The following is a 13,456-nucleotide window of genomic DNA, read 5'->3' as shown; positions in this document are numbered from 1 at the left end:
TGACCTGTTCCAGAAATTTACTATCCCGCATAGAATCGGAGGATCCCATGAACATTCAGATTACCGGCAAACAAATCGACCTGACAGAGCCCCTGAAGCAATACGCTGAGGAAAAAATCGGCAAACTCAGCCGTTATTTCGACACGGTTATGGATGCCCACATTGTCTTTTCGGTGAACAAGCACCGCCAGAAGGTGGAAGTGAATCTGCTGGTTAACGGTATCAATATCAGCGCCGAGAGCACCACCCAGGATATGTACGCTTCCATTGACACGGTAACCGACAAGATCGAACGCCAGGTCAAGCGCTACAAGAACAAGATTAAAAGCCATAAGCCACGCCAGCAGGCCAAGGACATGGTTGTCAATATGAATGTCTTCGCCGCCGAGAGCTTTGAGGAGCGCGAAGAGCAGGCTGGCGGCAGCGAGCCGAAAGTCATCAAGAGCAGCAGCTTCAAGGTCAAGCCCATGAGCGTTGACGAGGCAGTTATGCAGATGAACCTTATCAGCAATGAGTTTCTGGTATTCCGTAATGCCGACAGCGACCAGATCAACGTGATCTACCAGCGCAAGGACGGCAACTACGGTCTGGTTCAGCCTGAAGCCTGACGGTGAGCCACATCCCTTTTCTGCAGCAGGAGCACATCTGCACTGCTGTTGATGCGACCACCAGGGATGAGCTGCTGCGTGTGGCAGCTCAGAAGATAAACAGCGTCTGTGCCGATCTTTCCGCCCAGACGCTTTTCCAGGCCCTCTGGGAGCGTGAGGAGCTGGGCAGCACAGCCCTTGGCTCTCAGGTGGCCATTCCCCATTGCAAGATTGAGGGGCTCGACCAGATCCGCCTCTTCGTCTTCACCAGTGCCCGAGGTATCGACTTTGGCTCCCCCGACGGGCAGAGCACTTCCCTTTTTTTTGTCATCCTCAGTCCTCCCCAGCGTGTCAGCGAGCACCTGCAGGTGCTCGCCCGTATTGCTCGTCTGACCAGAAGCGATGGCTTTGTCTCCGACGCCCTGGCTGCCTCAGATCCCGTCAGAATTCTGCAGTGCATCGAACAGTATTGGGAACGTCTGGGCTGAACGACTCGCCTGGTTTTGTGGTCTGCCTGGAACGAAGGTGTTGACCACAGCTCCAATGTAAACTATTCTAAACTGCGTTTTATTCTGAAGGTTTCGTACACAAGCCCTGTCTTGTCACCTCTCTGTGTCACCTGACTGACGGAGAAAAATCATGAAGCATCAGCGTTTCAGTCCCCTGGCAGAGGCCTGGATTCTCTTTTTCCTGCTGGGCGTGCTGATGATCAACTATCCCTTTACCCATATTTTCAACAAGCTCACTCTGGTGCTGGGCGTTCCCATGATGGTGCTGTACTTTCTGCTGGGATGGCCGCTGTCCATCGCGGTGATTTATTTTTTCACCCGCAGCCTCAACCATGGAGACGCAGAGTCAGCTGACCATGAAGACCGCGATCAGGGGGAGTCATGATCTCTGTGTACCTGGTCGGCCTGATCTCCCTGCTCTATTTCCTCTTCCTCTTCGCGGTGGCTTACTATGCCGATAAAATGCGTGACGCCTCCCGCAGCATTATTTCCAATGCCTATATCTACTCACTCTCCCTCGCCGTCTACCTGACATCCTGGACTTTTTACGGCAGCGTCGGACGTGCGGCCACCACGGGGCTGGATTTTCTGCCCATCTACCTGGGGCCGACCCTGATCGCCTTCAGCTGGTGGTTTCTGCTGCGTAAGATGGTGCGCATCAGCAAGGAGCAGAATATTGTCAGCATTGCGGACTTCATCTCCAGCCGCTATGGCAAGTCGGCCACCCTGGGGGCGGTGGTCACGATCTTTGCGGTGATAGGCGTCATGCCCTACATTGCCCTGCAGCTGAAAGCCGTGGCTAATACCTTTGAATTCCTGACTTTGTCTGCCAGTGCCATCGAACAGGGGGTGCGTCGTCCCATCCAGGGCCTGCCGACCTACATGGATTCGGCATTGGTGGCGGCCCTGCTGCTGGCCGTGTTCAGCATGCTCTTCGGAGCCAGACGCCTGGATGCCACCGAGCGCCACGAAGGTTTGGTGGCCGCCATTGCCGTGGAGTCCATCGTCAAGCTGGTGGCCTTCCTGGTTATCGGTATCTTTGTGACCTACGGGATGTTCGGCGGCTTTGGCGATATTTTCAGCCGCTTTCTGGAAACCTTTCCGGAACGCAGTCACCTGCTTCTGTTGAATACGGAGCAGACGCCGTACGTAACGTGGTTTACCCTCACCTTTGTCTCCATGATGGCGGTGATGTTCCTGCCCCGCCAGTTCCACGCCATGGTTATCGAAAACTCCGACGAAAAACATATCAGAACGGCCATGTGGTGCTTTCCTGCCTACATGTTCCTCATCAACATCTTTGTCATCCCCATTGCCCTGGGTGGCCTGCTTCTGCAAGGGGGAGACACGGCCAATGCGGACTTTTTCGTCCTGCTGATACCCCTGCAGGAGGGCCACCCCTGGCTGGCCATGCTGGTGTTCATCGGTGGCTTTTCAGCCGCGGCCGGTATGGTCATGGTGGCGTCAGTTGCCCTTGCCACCATGATCCTGAACCATCTGCTCATGCCCCTGATCCTGCGTTTCAGAATAGACACCGCGGACATGTCCGGTCTCCTGCTGCACATGAAGCGCCTGGGAATCGCGGTGGTGGTTCTGCTGGGCTACTTCTACTACAAGGTAATCGGTGAGACCTATGCCCTGGTGAATATCGGTCTGATCTCTTTTCTTGCGGTCACCCAGTTCGCGCCGGCAGTGATCGGAGGGCTTTTCTGGAAGCGGGGGAACCATCTGGGCGCGATGGTGGGCCTGGTTCTCGGCTTTATTGTGTGGGCCTATACCCTGCTTATTCCCTCTTTTATCCGCTCGGGCTGGATGACGAGCACGCTGCTGGAAGAGGGCCCCTGGGGTCTCTCCTTTTTGCGTCCGCTGGAGCTCTTTGGGCTGAGTGGCTTTGATATGTGGTCACACGCGCTTTTCTGGACCATGTTCTTCAATCTCGGAGCTTATCTGGCCCTCTCCCTGCTGACCAGCGCGTCGGCAGACGAAGAAGAGCAGGCAGAGCGCTTTGTGGATGTCTTTGAGGGTAATGATCCTGCGCTGGTGACCCGTGAGCGCATCAGTCAGGCTCCCAGTGTCCATGAGTTTCGCGATCTGATGGCCAAGTTTATCGGCGAACGTCAGGCCCATGTGGCCCTGAACCAGTATATGAAAGAGAAGAGCCTCGCCTTGGACGAGAAACACCTGCCGGAATACGAGGTCATTGGCCTGAAGCAGTTTACGGAAAAGACCCTGGCCGGCTCTGTCGGAGCAGCGCCGGCCCGCATTATTCTGGAAAATTACCTGAGTGCCAAGGGGAGCCGTATGGAGCGGGTTTTTGATCTGTTCGGTTCGGTGACTATCAGCCGCACCACCAGTCGCGAGCAGCTCAGTGTCCTCTATGAGGTGGCGCGGGAGGTATCCAGCGGCGATGACCTCTCCAGTATACTGGATAATGTCCTTGAGCTGCTGCAGGGGCAGTTCCGCTTTGACCTGTGCGTTATCCGTATGCTGGATGAAGACAAGCAGGCGCTGGTGGTGCAGAGTCAGGTGGGGATGAGCTCGGAACACCTGGGAAAATCCGAGCGCAATCTTAGCCTGGAAACCTATATTGGCACAGCTTTCATCACCAATGCGCCAGTGGTGGTCAACGACGCCGATACGGCAGACAAGGCCATCGCCGCTCAGCTGGCCCGCGATGAAGGCATACAGTCCTTCGCCCATGTGCCCGTGACCATGGAGGGCGAACCAGTGGGGGTTCTCTCGGCCTTTTCCCGGACATCAAAGGGGATTTTCACCAAGGAGTTCATGGAGCTCTTCCAGAATATCGCCGGCCAGATCGGGGTGGCATGGCGCAATGCCCGCCAGACGCGCAAACTTATTGAAGTCAGTGAGCAGCAGCGCGAGCTGCAGATTGCCCGGGCAATTCAGGTGGGTCTGCTGCCCGCCGAAGTGCCCGATCTCCCAGGCGTATCCCTGGCGGGAATCTGCATTCCGGCCCACCAGGTGGGGGGAGACTACTATGACTTTCTCCTGCGCGAAGAGCTGCTGGATCTTGTGGTGGCCGATGTTTCCGGTCACAACATTGGTGCCGCCCTGGTGATGACACAGGCGCGCACCTTCATCCAGTCCCGCGCCAGGGATAACCGCCATCCGTCGGAATTACTGGCTGAGCTCAATCGCTTTCTCTACGGCGATCTGCTGAAGGCGGAGCTCTTTATCACCATGTTCTATGTGCAGTATGATTCGGCATCGCACCGCGTCACCTATGCCAGTGCCGGTCACAATCCACCCCTGCTGTGGCGTGCAGAGACCGGGCAGTGTGAACGCCTGGATGCCGATGGCCTGATTCTGGGTATTGAGCCGGAAGTTCCTTTTGAGGAAGAAGAGACCTTCCTGCATCCGGGTGATGTGCTGCTGCTGTACACCGACGGCATTACCGAAGCGGAGAATCGTCAGCGGAGCTTCTTTGGCGAGGAGCGGCTGCAGGTGCTTCTGCAGGAGTACCACCATCTGAGCGCACAGCAGATCATCGATGCCCTGCTGGATCAGGTCAGGCTTTTCACCGGGAGTTTTCACTTCCGGGATGATATTTCCATGGTAGTCCTGAAGCGGGAGGCAGTATCGGGACAGGTGAAAGAAAAGCGTCCCGTGTTGGTGGCGGGTAATGGGAAGCAGGGCTCAGGAGCTGGTGCGTGAAGAACCGATAAGGTACCGATGCGAGAAGATAGAGGAGGGTCAATGGGATTCACGGTGGAAGAACAGGATGGAATTATCGTGGTTTGTGTTGAGGGTGAGCGCCTGGATGCCCATAACAGCGTAGAGCTCAAGGAGTACCTGCAGAAGTTGCAGGAAAAAGGGCCACAGCGGGTCGTCGTCGATCTTGGCCGTGTGCAGTTTATGGATTCGTCGGGCATTGGCGCTCTGGTTGCCGGATTCAAGGGATTGCGCGCTGCCGGTGGAGACCTGCGACTGTGCTGCATTGCCTCACCGGTGGAGGCAATTTTTCAGCTCACCAGATTATATCGCGTTTTCCCGATTTATGGCGGTCGCCGTGAAGCCCTGGAGAGTTTTCGTGACAAGGAAGCCACATGAAGGAAAAAATTGAACTGGATATCAGTGTCCCCAATCAGACCCGCTATCTGAGCCTGATTGGCAGGATCGGCGAGGAGATCGCCCGCACCCTGGAACACTATGAGGGCGATCGGGATGAGCTGGCCTACCATATCAACCTGGTGCTGACCGAAGCCACGACGAACGCTATCCGCCATGGCAATGAGGGGAATCCTGACAAGGATGTATATCACCATTACTATTGCGGAAGATCTTCTGCATATCAGGGTCTATGACCATGGTCAGGGTTTTGATATCAGCACGTTGCCCGAACCGGATTTTGATTTTCTGGAAGACCATGGGCGCGGAATTTTTGTGATCCGTTCGCTGATGGATCGGGTCAGCTATCTGCCCAGCAATGGTGGTTATGTACTGGAGATGACCAAGCGGCTCCTGTGATCGTCTCTTGTCTTTTCGGGCGCTTTTGAGTACATCTATAGCTATATCTCTGTGGCGAGGAGGCCCTTTATGGCTGTTTCTTTTAAAGATCTCGGACTCTGTAACACCCGCGACATGTTTGCGGGGGCGATGGCGGGAAAGTACGCTATTCCGGCTTATAACTTTAATAATATGGAGCAGTTGCAGGCGATAATCAGTGGTTGCGCCCAGTCGCGCTCACCCGTGATCCTGCAGGTTTCCAAGGGAGCGCGCAATTACGCCAATGGAACTTTGCTGCGGTATATGGCCATGGGAGCCGTTGAGCTGGCTCACCAGACCGCACCGATACCCATTGCCCTGCACCTGGATCATGGAGATTCCTTTGAGCTGTGCAAGGACTGCGTGGACAGCGGATTTTCCAGTGTCATGATTGATGGCTCCCACCTGAGCTTTCAGGAGAACATGGCGCTGACAAAAAAAGTGGTGGAGTATGCCCATCAGTTCGACGTGAGTGTTGAAGGGGAGCTTGGGGTGCTGGCAGGCATAGAAGACGAGGTTTCCTCGGAGGTGAGCCATTACACTGATCCCGAAGAGGTTGAAGAGTTTGTGCGATTTACCGGAGTCGACTCCCTGGCCATATCCATCGGAACCAGCCATGGAGCTTTCAAGTTTGCCCCCGGTAAGCCGGTGCCCCCCTTGCGTTTTGATATTCTGGAGGAGATAGAGCGGCGTCTGCCCGGCTTTCCCATTGTGCTGCACGGTGCCAGTTCGGTGGTTCCCGAGTATGTGGATACGATCAACGCCTATGGTGGTGATATCAAAGGTGCCCTGGGTGTGCCCGAAGAGCAGCTGCGCCGCGCGGCATCCTCCGCGGTGTGCAAGATCAATATTGACTCTGATGGTCGACTGGCCTTCACCGCGGCCATTCGCAAGGCACTGGCGGAAAATCCCGCCGAGTTTGACCCCAGGAAGTACCTGAGCCCTGCCCGTGACCTGCTGGTGGAGCTGATCAAGCATAAAAACCGCAAAGTTCTGGGCTCGGCTGAGCGTATATAGAATCTTGACAACAGTACCCTTTTCTGGGAGCATGCTCCCAGAACATGACTAATCCGTCATAAATCCTGAAAATACTCATAAAAGGCGGTGTACTATGGCAGCAGAAAGCGTTCTGAATTTTACTGACGCAAGTTTCGATAGTGATGTTTTGCAATCCTCCACTCCGGTTCTGGTAGACTACTGGGCCAGCTGGTGCGCACCCTGTCGCATGCTTTCCCCCACCATTGATGCTCTGGCAGAAGAGTTTGTGGGTAAGGCCAAGGTGGGCAAGGTGAATGTGGATGAAAATCCCCAGACCAGCCAGAAGTTCGGCGTGCGCAGCATCCCCACCATCATGATCTTCAAGGGTGGCCAGGTGGTTGATCAGGCTGTGGGTGTACAGTCTAAAGAGGCCCTTAAAGCGCTCCTGACAAAACACCTGTAAGATGAAATGAAACAGCCGGAAGCCAGTCAGGCTTCCGGTTTTCTTTTTACCATGAAGTCACCTCCTCCCCCACCGGTTATACCTCGCTGGTCCCTGAAGAATCTCTTCGTCATGGGTTGTGTCGCCCTGTCATTTTATATCCTCTACTCCGCGGCTTTTCGCTCCCTTGGGCAAACGCACAGCGTACCCCCGGATCTGACGCTTCATACCCCCGATGGACAGCCCATCGAACTGATTCACAATCTGGGAGAACCCTTTTTCCTCTATATCGGCCCAGTGGACCGACAGACATACCTGAAGTGCCTGGAAAGCACATCGCCCTACAGAACCTACCTCATCCCCGTCAATATTCACCAGCTTCCCCGGGTACTGGGCTCTCTGGAGGGCCTGGAAAGCAGTCCCCGTTGCGTGCTCGCGCTGGTGAGCGCTGAGCAGCTGCGCAGCCATAGTCGCCGGCTCGGGATTTCACGCTATCCCGCCGTGCTGGAAGTGGGCGGAGATTTTTCCATTCTGAACAGGATAGAGCCATGATGTCGGTGCTCCTGCCAGCGGCGCTGGCATTTGTGCTGGGCGCCTGTCTGGGGAGCTTTGTGGCAGCCTGCTCCTATCGCATGCCGCGGGATATCAGTATCGTGTTTCCCGCTTCCCACTGCCCTCGCTGCCAGGAGCACATTGCCTGGTTTGCCAATGTGCCGGTGCTGGGCTATGTGTTCTGTCGGGGGCGCTGCCTGCACTGCCATGGCTCCATCAGCCCTCTCTATCCTCTACTGGAAGCCTCCCTGGGGTTGCTGTTTGCCGCAGTCACGTTTCACTTCCTGCCGGACATTCCCCAGGTGGTCTGGTACCTGAGCCTGGTATTCTTTCTCTTCGCCTGTGGTGTCATTGATGCGGTCAGTGCCAGCCAGTTTGGTGGGGGTGAAGGTATTATTCCCGACTTTTTCAGCGTTGGCGGGCTGGTGGCAGGGCTGGCACTGGCCATATGGTTTGGGCACTTTGCCGCCTCACTGGCCGGGGCGCTGGCGGGCGGCGGCATCCTGCTGGCAGTGTACCTGTACTACCGGTACGTGCGCCAGATAGAGGCGCTGGGCCTTGGTGATGTGAAAATGCTGGCCATGATCGGCGCCTTTGTCGGGGTGACCGGTGTCCTCTATACCCTGTTTCTGGCGTCGCTGACCGGTTTGGCGGCTGCAGTGTTCTTTATGATCTATCACCGGAGTTTCAGCCTGCAGATGAAAATACCCTTCGGGCCTTTTCTGGCCCTGGGAGCGCTGCTGGTTGTTTTTGTGCGGGGGTGAAACATGTGGTTTTCCAGGGATGCCAACGCGGTGGGTTTTCTGGATCAGCGTCAACTGACACTGTCCGCGAGATCTTTGCCGCAGCGGGGTTTTCGCTATTCCACGGCGCTGCAGGATAACTCAGAAAAGCAGCCTGAGCGTGGCTATATGGGGCCTGCCCGCCGCTGTCGCCTCTTTCTCTCCCCGGATGAGGTTGAGGTGGTGCTGCTGGATCTTCCGCAACTACCAAAGGACAAGGCCCGCCTGGCGATCGGGTCGATGCTGGAGCAGAAGACAAGGCGCAGCCGGGATGAACTGGTCTGGGATTGCGCCTGTCTCACTCCGGGACGCCAGTCACAGACCATGAGCTACAGTGTCTGTTATGGCAACCGGGCCCGGGTGTTCGAAAGGTGCCAGGGAGTGACGGCCACTTCTGGCTGGCAGGTGGCGGAAGTTTCCACCTTCCTCCATGTGGCGCTCAAGGCGACAGAGCGCGAGACTGCTCCAGTCGGGCACCGTGTTGGATATGTCCTGTGCGGGCCGTCAACCTGCACTATCGCTCTGGGTGTGGGAAGTCACCTGCTGTGCAAGCGAACCATACCCCGCCACCAGTATGAGCACCCGGAACTCTGGCGAACCTTCCACGCTTTTGCCGCTCAGCATCCACTTGCGACCATGCCACGGAGTGTGTATGGCTGGGATAGTGAGCAGGTGCTGGACTTGTGGGGGGACCGTGAAGAGCCGATATTGGTGCAGCCCTTTGCCGTGCGCCGCGGGGTACCGGGTGATGGCCCGTTTCCGTGGGCGGTGAAGCCATGAAGAAGCCGCAATGGGCCTATGGTGTGAACCTGGTGGCGGCTCGTTCGCGGAAAGCGCGCTCCCGTCCCTGGGCCCTGGTGTCAGGCGCTCTGGTGCTGCTGGGTTTGCTGCTGGGTGATCCCCTTTGGGAGAGGTGGCACTTGCAGCGGCAGCTGAATGCTTTTGATGCTTCACCGTTGCCGGTATCTGCCATGGCCCGTGAAGAACTTCCAGCCGTCTTCTCCGGCGATGCAACACTGGTGGAAGGCCAGGAGTTGTTTGCGACGGGGATGGTCATGGGTGTCGCCGGGCTGCAGTGGCTGCTGGAAACCTTTGTGGGGCAGATGGAGGGCGTGGCAGTGCGTGAAATTGTTCAGTCGGAGCCATCGCTCCTGCGGGTGCAGGTGCAGGCGGAGGATATGCGGAGCCTGACGGAGTATCTCTCTGTTCTGGGAGAGCGGCGTGGAGTTCTGGGAGTTGACATGGTTTCGGTGCAGCAAAGGGGAAGTGTCACTCTGGCGTCAGTGCATGTGGAGCTTGGGGGGGAAGTGCGGTGAAGGGGGTGTTTTCCGGGTCACGCCGTGAGAGATTCCTGGTGGTGGTGACCCTGTTCATGGTGTTGATGACATTGCTTTGGAGCGTGCGCCAGGCGATCCTTGCCGAGAATCGGCGTCTGGCGGATGAGATCGCACGCGTCCGTGCGGCGCTTGAGCATGCGTCCGAGTTGTCTGCATCGACGTCTCCCTCTGCTGTGGCCGCATCGGAGGTTTTTGGGGGGAGTTTTGTGCGCGATCTCCTGCCCTGGTACCTGGAAAATCATCATATTCAGGTGCTGCAGTTGCACGGTAGCCCTGCCGTATCGGGATCTGGCGGCGCAGCGCGGGTAAGTGGCTATGGTCTGACCTTGCGGGGCAAATCCCACAGCCTCAGCGACTTTTTTGAGTTTCTGCAGGAGTTGCCGGGAATCCTGGCGCTGGATCAGGTGCGCTTGCTGGGTACTGATGGTGGGGAGTTTGAACTCTCTTTACGGCTGTACGTGGCGGAAGATGTGTACCGCCGCTGGCAGTCTCCTGCTCTGGTGTCAGGGTCAAAAGCTCATCCTGTGGAGGAGAGTGCGGGAGCAGGGTCGGTGACTTTGGCTGAAGCTGAGGCGGTGACGACAGCCGTTTCCCTTGAGGGGGCGCTCCTGCGTGGGGGGCGGTGGTGCGTAATTCTGCAGGATAAGTGTTTTGAAGTTGGTGAAGCGCTTCCAGGGCGACACTGGTCTGTGGAGGAAATTTCTCCAAACGGTGTTACGCTGACTGCTCTTCACGGAAATGTGCGTGAACGTCAACTTCGTATACTTTTTAACCAGGAGTAATGGCGCCAAAGCGTGTGTCGGGACATGTGAAGAAAGTCTCAAATCCTCTGTGTGCCTTTCAGTGCGCCATTTTTGCTCTTTGTCGCCCAGAATTTCCTTTGGTGGATTATTGACAAAAAAGCACTTCTGCGGTGGAAATTGTATACGATTATATGCTATAAAAGGCTGTTTGAGTTCTATGTTGCCCCGAAGTACAGATTAAACACGTGTGAAGCGTGTATTCGGAAGGAGTTGCCATGGTTATTGACGGGTACGGTCCCTTGCTGGGCATCATCGCCATCGGTGTGATCTTGCCAACGGCTCTTGTGACGCTGGCGTGGCTGCTGGGTCCCAAATTCGGGACGCGGTTGAAGTACACGACCTATGAGTGCGGCATGGAGCCCACCAGTGAGGCAAAAAGCCGTTATCACATCGGCTACTATCTCTATGCCTTGCTCTTTTTTGTCTTCGAGATCGAAATGATCTACATCTTTCCCTGGGCTGTCGCATTTCACGACCTGGGACTGCTGGCGTTGATTGAGATGTTCATCTTCGTCGCCATCCTGGTTATTGCGCTGGCCTATGCCTGGAGAAAAGGAGGATTGCAGTGGACGTAGTCAGCCCAGTGCGTAAACCCTATGAAATCGACATGCTGGACAAGTACGCTGACGACGGCAGCCAGGGGGTGATCATCACCACGCTGGAAAAGGTCTACAACTGGGGGCGCTCAAACTCCCTGTGGCCCCTCTCCTACGCGACGGCCTGCTGTGGTATTGAAATGATATCGTCTTCCTGTCCCCAGCACGATATCGCCCGCTTCGGTTCCGAGGTCTTCCGGGCCAGCCCCCGCCAGGCTGACCTGATGATTCTGGCCGGTACCATTACCAAGAAGATGATGCCCCAGGTTGTGACCCTGTGGGAGCAGATCGCTGAGCCCAAGTACGCCATTGCCATGGGCAACTGTGTGATTACCGGGGGGATATTCAAGTACTCCCCGTCCGTTGTTGCCAATGTTCCCGATTACATTCCCATCGACGTCTTTATTCCCGGCTGCGCACCGCGCCCCGAAGCCCTCTTCAACGGCATTATCACGTTGCAGCACCAGATCCGTCGCCAGAAGATGCTCAAACGCAAGGAGTATCTCGGCAAGCAGCCCAAGCGGCTTAAGGACGGTTCGCTGAATCCCAACTACGTTGAGGGGAAACACTACCCCATTATCCTGGGAGAGAGTTGATATGGCTGAAGAAACACCCAAACCGAAATTTACTCCCGAGCAGATTGAAGAGATGAAAAAAGCTGCCGCTGCCAAGAAAGCCGCTGCTGCCGCCAAGGCTGCCGAAGGCGCTGAAGGCGCAGCCGAAGAAGTCGCCGCGCCCGCTGCTCCCCCTGAGCCGCCCGCCTGGCTGGCAGAAATCATCAAGGATGTCAGCGGCGTGACCTATAAAGGTACCGACTCTAACCAGTGGAACATCGTTGCCGTGGAGAGCGCCCAGGTGGTTGCCCTGTGTCGCAGGCTCAAGGAAGCTGGTCTTGACTACCTCACCTGCCTCAGCGGCGTGGAGTACTCCGATCGTTTCGGCACGGTGCTGCACATGTACAGCACTACCGATAAGCGGCAGCTTTGCGTTCAGTACGCTACCGCCGACAAGAGCGAGCCTGTTACTCTGCCTTCCGTCTCGGCCATCTGGTCCACCGCTGAGTGGCACGAGCGTGAATCCTTTGACCTGCTGGGGATCCGCTACGAGGGACACCCCGATCTGCGGCGCATTCTCCTGCCCTCCGACACCCAGGGTTACCCCCTGCGCAAGGATTTTGTACCCTCAAACGACGGGAGTTTGAAGATATGACAACAACACCCCAAAGCACCCTGGCACCCGCCCTGTTCAAACACGATTACGAAAGTGATCTGATGACCCTGGCCATGGGACCGCACCACCCATCCACCCACGGCGTACTGCAGATTATGCTGAAGCTTGATGGTGAGGTCGTGGTGGAAGCAGAGCCGGTTATCGGCTTCCTGCACCGCTCCATGGAGCGCATGGGCCAGGAACGTCCCTGGATCCAATATACGGCTGCCCTCAACCGGGTAGACTATCTGGCCACGATCCACAGCGAGGTTCCCTACTGCGTGGCCGCCGAGCGTATCGCCGGACTCGAAGTCCCCGAGCGCGCCCAGTGGTTGCGTGTTCTGATGATGGAGCTCAACCGCATCCACTCCCACCTGCTGTGGGTGGGAACCTTCCTGCTGGATATGGGCGCCACTACCATCGTCATGTACTCCCTGCGTGAACGTGAACTCATTCTGGATATCATGGAAGAGGTCACGGGCATGCGCATGATGAACAACTACACCCGCATCGGTGGTGTTCGTTACGACATGACCCCCAACTCCATTGAAAAGACCCGGGAATTCATCAAGAGCTTCCCTCAGGCCCTCAGCGATATGGAAGCCATCATTACCGGCAACCCCATTGTGCGGGGCCGTCTGATCGGCAAAGGCCTTCTCACAAAACAGCAGGCCATCGACTTTGGCGCCATGGGCCCCATATCCCGTGCCTCCGGCGTGGATTTCGACCTGCGCCGTGATCGCCCCGATTTCGTCTACGACAAGCTGGACTTCAAGGTTCCCGTCTTCCAGGAGGGCGACAACTTTGCCCGTTACATGGTGCGCATGGAGGAGATGAAAGAGTCCCTCAGGATGGTTGAGCAGTGCCTGGATATGATGCCCGAGGGCCCGGTCAAGGTGGAAAAACCGAAAATCGGCCCCATGTGGAAAGCCCCCGCCGGCGAGGCCTATGCGGAAGTGGAGTCTGCCCGCGGCATCCTGGGAACCTACGTGGTTTCCGATGGCAGCGGCAACCCCATGCGTACCAAGTTGCGCGGAGCTTCCTTCAGCAACCTGCACGCTTTCGCCCAGACCCTGGTGGGTATCAACATTTCCGAAGTGGTAATTTTGCTTGGAACCTACGACGTAGTCCTCCCAGAGATCGACAGATAGAGGT

16 protein-coding genes and 1 pseudogene are annotated in these 13,456 nt (G+C 56.6%); all 17 read left to right on the top strand.

Translation table 11 applies throughout. The features are described from left to right. The first annotated feature begins 47 nt into the window (after positions 1 to 47). A complete protein-coding gene (hpf, locus tag ACZ46I_RS01080) occupies positions 48 to 608 on the top strand; it encodes a ribosome hibernation-promoting factor, HPF/YfiA family (RefSeq protein WP_013505229.1) in 561 nt (186 codons plus the stop codon). 2 nt (positions 609 to 610) lie between these two features. Beyond that, the gene (locus tag ACZ46I_RS01075; protein ID WP_464281165.1) at positions 611 to 1,075 is read left to right on the top strand and encodes a PTS sugar transporter subunit IIA; all 465 of its coding nucleotides are present in this window, start codon (positions 611 to 613) and stop codon (positions 1,073 to 1,075) included. Positions 1,076 to 1,226: 151 nt separating this feature from the next. Beyond that, a complete protein-coding gene (locus ACZ46I_RS01070) occupies positions 1,227 to 1,481 on the top strand; it encodes a hypothetical protein (protein WP_013505231.1) in 255 nt (84 codons plus the stop codon). Beyond that, positions 1,478 to 4,771, top strand: coding sequence for a SpoIIE family protein phosphatase (locus ACZ46I_RS01065; protein ID WP_464281164.1), 3,294 nt, complete (start codon positions 1,478 to 1,480; stop codon positions 4,769 to 4,771). Before ACZ46I_RS01070 ends, ACZ46I_RS01065 begins: the two co-directional genes overlap by 4 nt. 42 nt (positions 4,772 to 4,813) lie before the next feature. Further along, positions 4,814 to 5,167 carry an STAS domain-containing protein gene (locus tag ACZ46I_RS01060; RefSeq protein WP_464281163.1) on the top strand — a complete coding sequence of 118 codons (354 nt, stop codon included), beginning with the start codon at positions 4,814 to 4,816 and terminating at the stop codon, positions 5,165 to 5,167. Next, positions 5,164 to 5,584 (top strand): annotated as a pseudogene (locus ACZ46I_RS01055) (ATP-binding protein). Before ACZ46I_RS01060 ends, ACZ46I_RS01055 begins: the two are co-directional and overlap by 4 nt. Before the next feature lie 69 nt (positions 5,585 to 5,653). After that, positions 5,654 to 6,619 carry a class II fructose-bisphosphate aldolase gene (locus ACZ46I_RS01050; protein WP_464281162.1) on the top strand — a complete coding sequence of 322 codons (966 nt, stop codon included), beginning with the start codon at positions 5,654 to 5,656 and terminating at the stop codon, positions 6,617 to 6,619. A 94-nt stretch (positions 6,620 to 6,713) separates the two neighbouring features. Next, entirely contained in the window at positions 6,714 to 7,043 is a 330-nt protein-coding gene (gene trxA, locus ACZ46I_RS01045; protein WP_013505236.1) for a thioredoxin, read from the top strand. 6 nt (positions 7,044 to 7,049) lie between these two features. Next, positions 7,050 to 7,574, top strand: a complete 525-nt coding sequence (locus tag ACZ46I_RS01040) for a hypothetical protein (RefSeq protein WP_464281161.1) — start codon at positions 7,050 to 7,052, stop codon at positions 7,572 to 7,574. Continuing rightward, the gene (locus ACZ46I_RS01035; RefSeq protein ID WP_464281160.1) at positions 7,571 to 8,338 is read left to right on the top strand and encodes a prepilin peptidase; all 768 of its coding nucleotides are present in this window, start codon (positions 7,571 to 7,573) and stop codon (positions 8,336 to 8,338) included. Before ACZ46I_RS01040 ends, ACZ46I_RS01035 begins: the two co-directional genes overlap by 4 nt. 3 nt (positions 8,339 to 8,341) lie before the next feature. Beyond that, entirely contained in the window at positions 8,342 to 9,136 is a 795-nt protein-coding gene (locus ACZ46I_RS01030) for a hypothetical protein (protein ID WP_464281159.1), read from the top strand. Then, a complete protein-coding gene (locus ACZ46I_RS01025; protein WP_226508600.1) occupies positions 9,133 to 9,672 on the top strand; it encodes a hypothetical protein in 540 nt (179 codons plus the stop codon). The genes ACZ46I_RS01030 and ACZ46I_RS01025 overlap by 4 nt, the downstream gene beginning before the upstream one ends. A 38-nt stretch (positions 9,673 to 9,710) precedes the next feature. Further along, positions 9,711 to 10,475, top strand: coding sequence for a hypothetical protein (locus ACZ46I_RS01020; RefSeq protein ID WP_156788010.1), 765 nt, complete (start codon positions 9,711 to 9,713; stop codon positions 10,473 to 10,475). Positions 10,476 to 10,711: 236 nt separating this feature from the next. Further along, positions 10,712 to 11,071, top strand: a complete 360-nt coding sequence (locus ACZ46I_RS01015) for an NADH-quinone oxidoreductase subunit A (RefSeq protein ID WP_013505242.1) — start codon at positions 10,712 to 10,714, stop codon at positions 11,069 to 11,071. Beyond that, entirely contained in the window at positions 11,062 to 11,688 is a 627-nt protein-coding gene (locus ACZ46I_RS01010) for an NADH-quinone oxidoreductase subunit B (protein ID WP_013505243.1), read from the top strand. Before ACZ46I_RS01015 ends, ACZ46I_RS01010 begins: the two co-directional genes overlap by 10 nt. 1 nt (position 11,689) lies before the next feature. Then, the gene (locus ACZ46I_RS01005; protein WP_464281158.1) at positions 11,690 to 12,301 is read left to right on the top strand and encodes an NADH-quinone oxidoreductase subunit C; all 612 of its coding nucleotides are present in this window, start codon (positions 11,690 to 11,692) and stop codon (positions 12,299 to 12,301) included. Further along, positions 12,298 to 13,452, top strand: a complete 1,155-nt coding sequence (locus ACZ46I_RS01000; protein WP_013505245.1) for an NADH-quinone oxidoreductase subunit D — start codon at positions 12,298 to 12,300, stop codon at positions 13,450 to 13,452. The genes ACZ46I_RS01005 and ACZ46I_RS01000 overlap by 4 nt, the downstream gene beginning before the upstream one ends. Positions 13,453 to 13,456: the final 4 nt, after the last annotated feature.

Source organism: Desulfurispirillum alkaliphilum (genome assembly GCF_055378285.1).
This window is presented reverse-complemented; position numbering and strand designations above follow the sequence as displayed.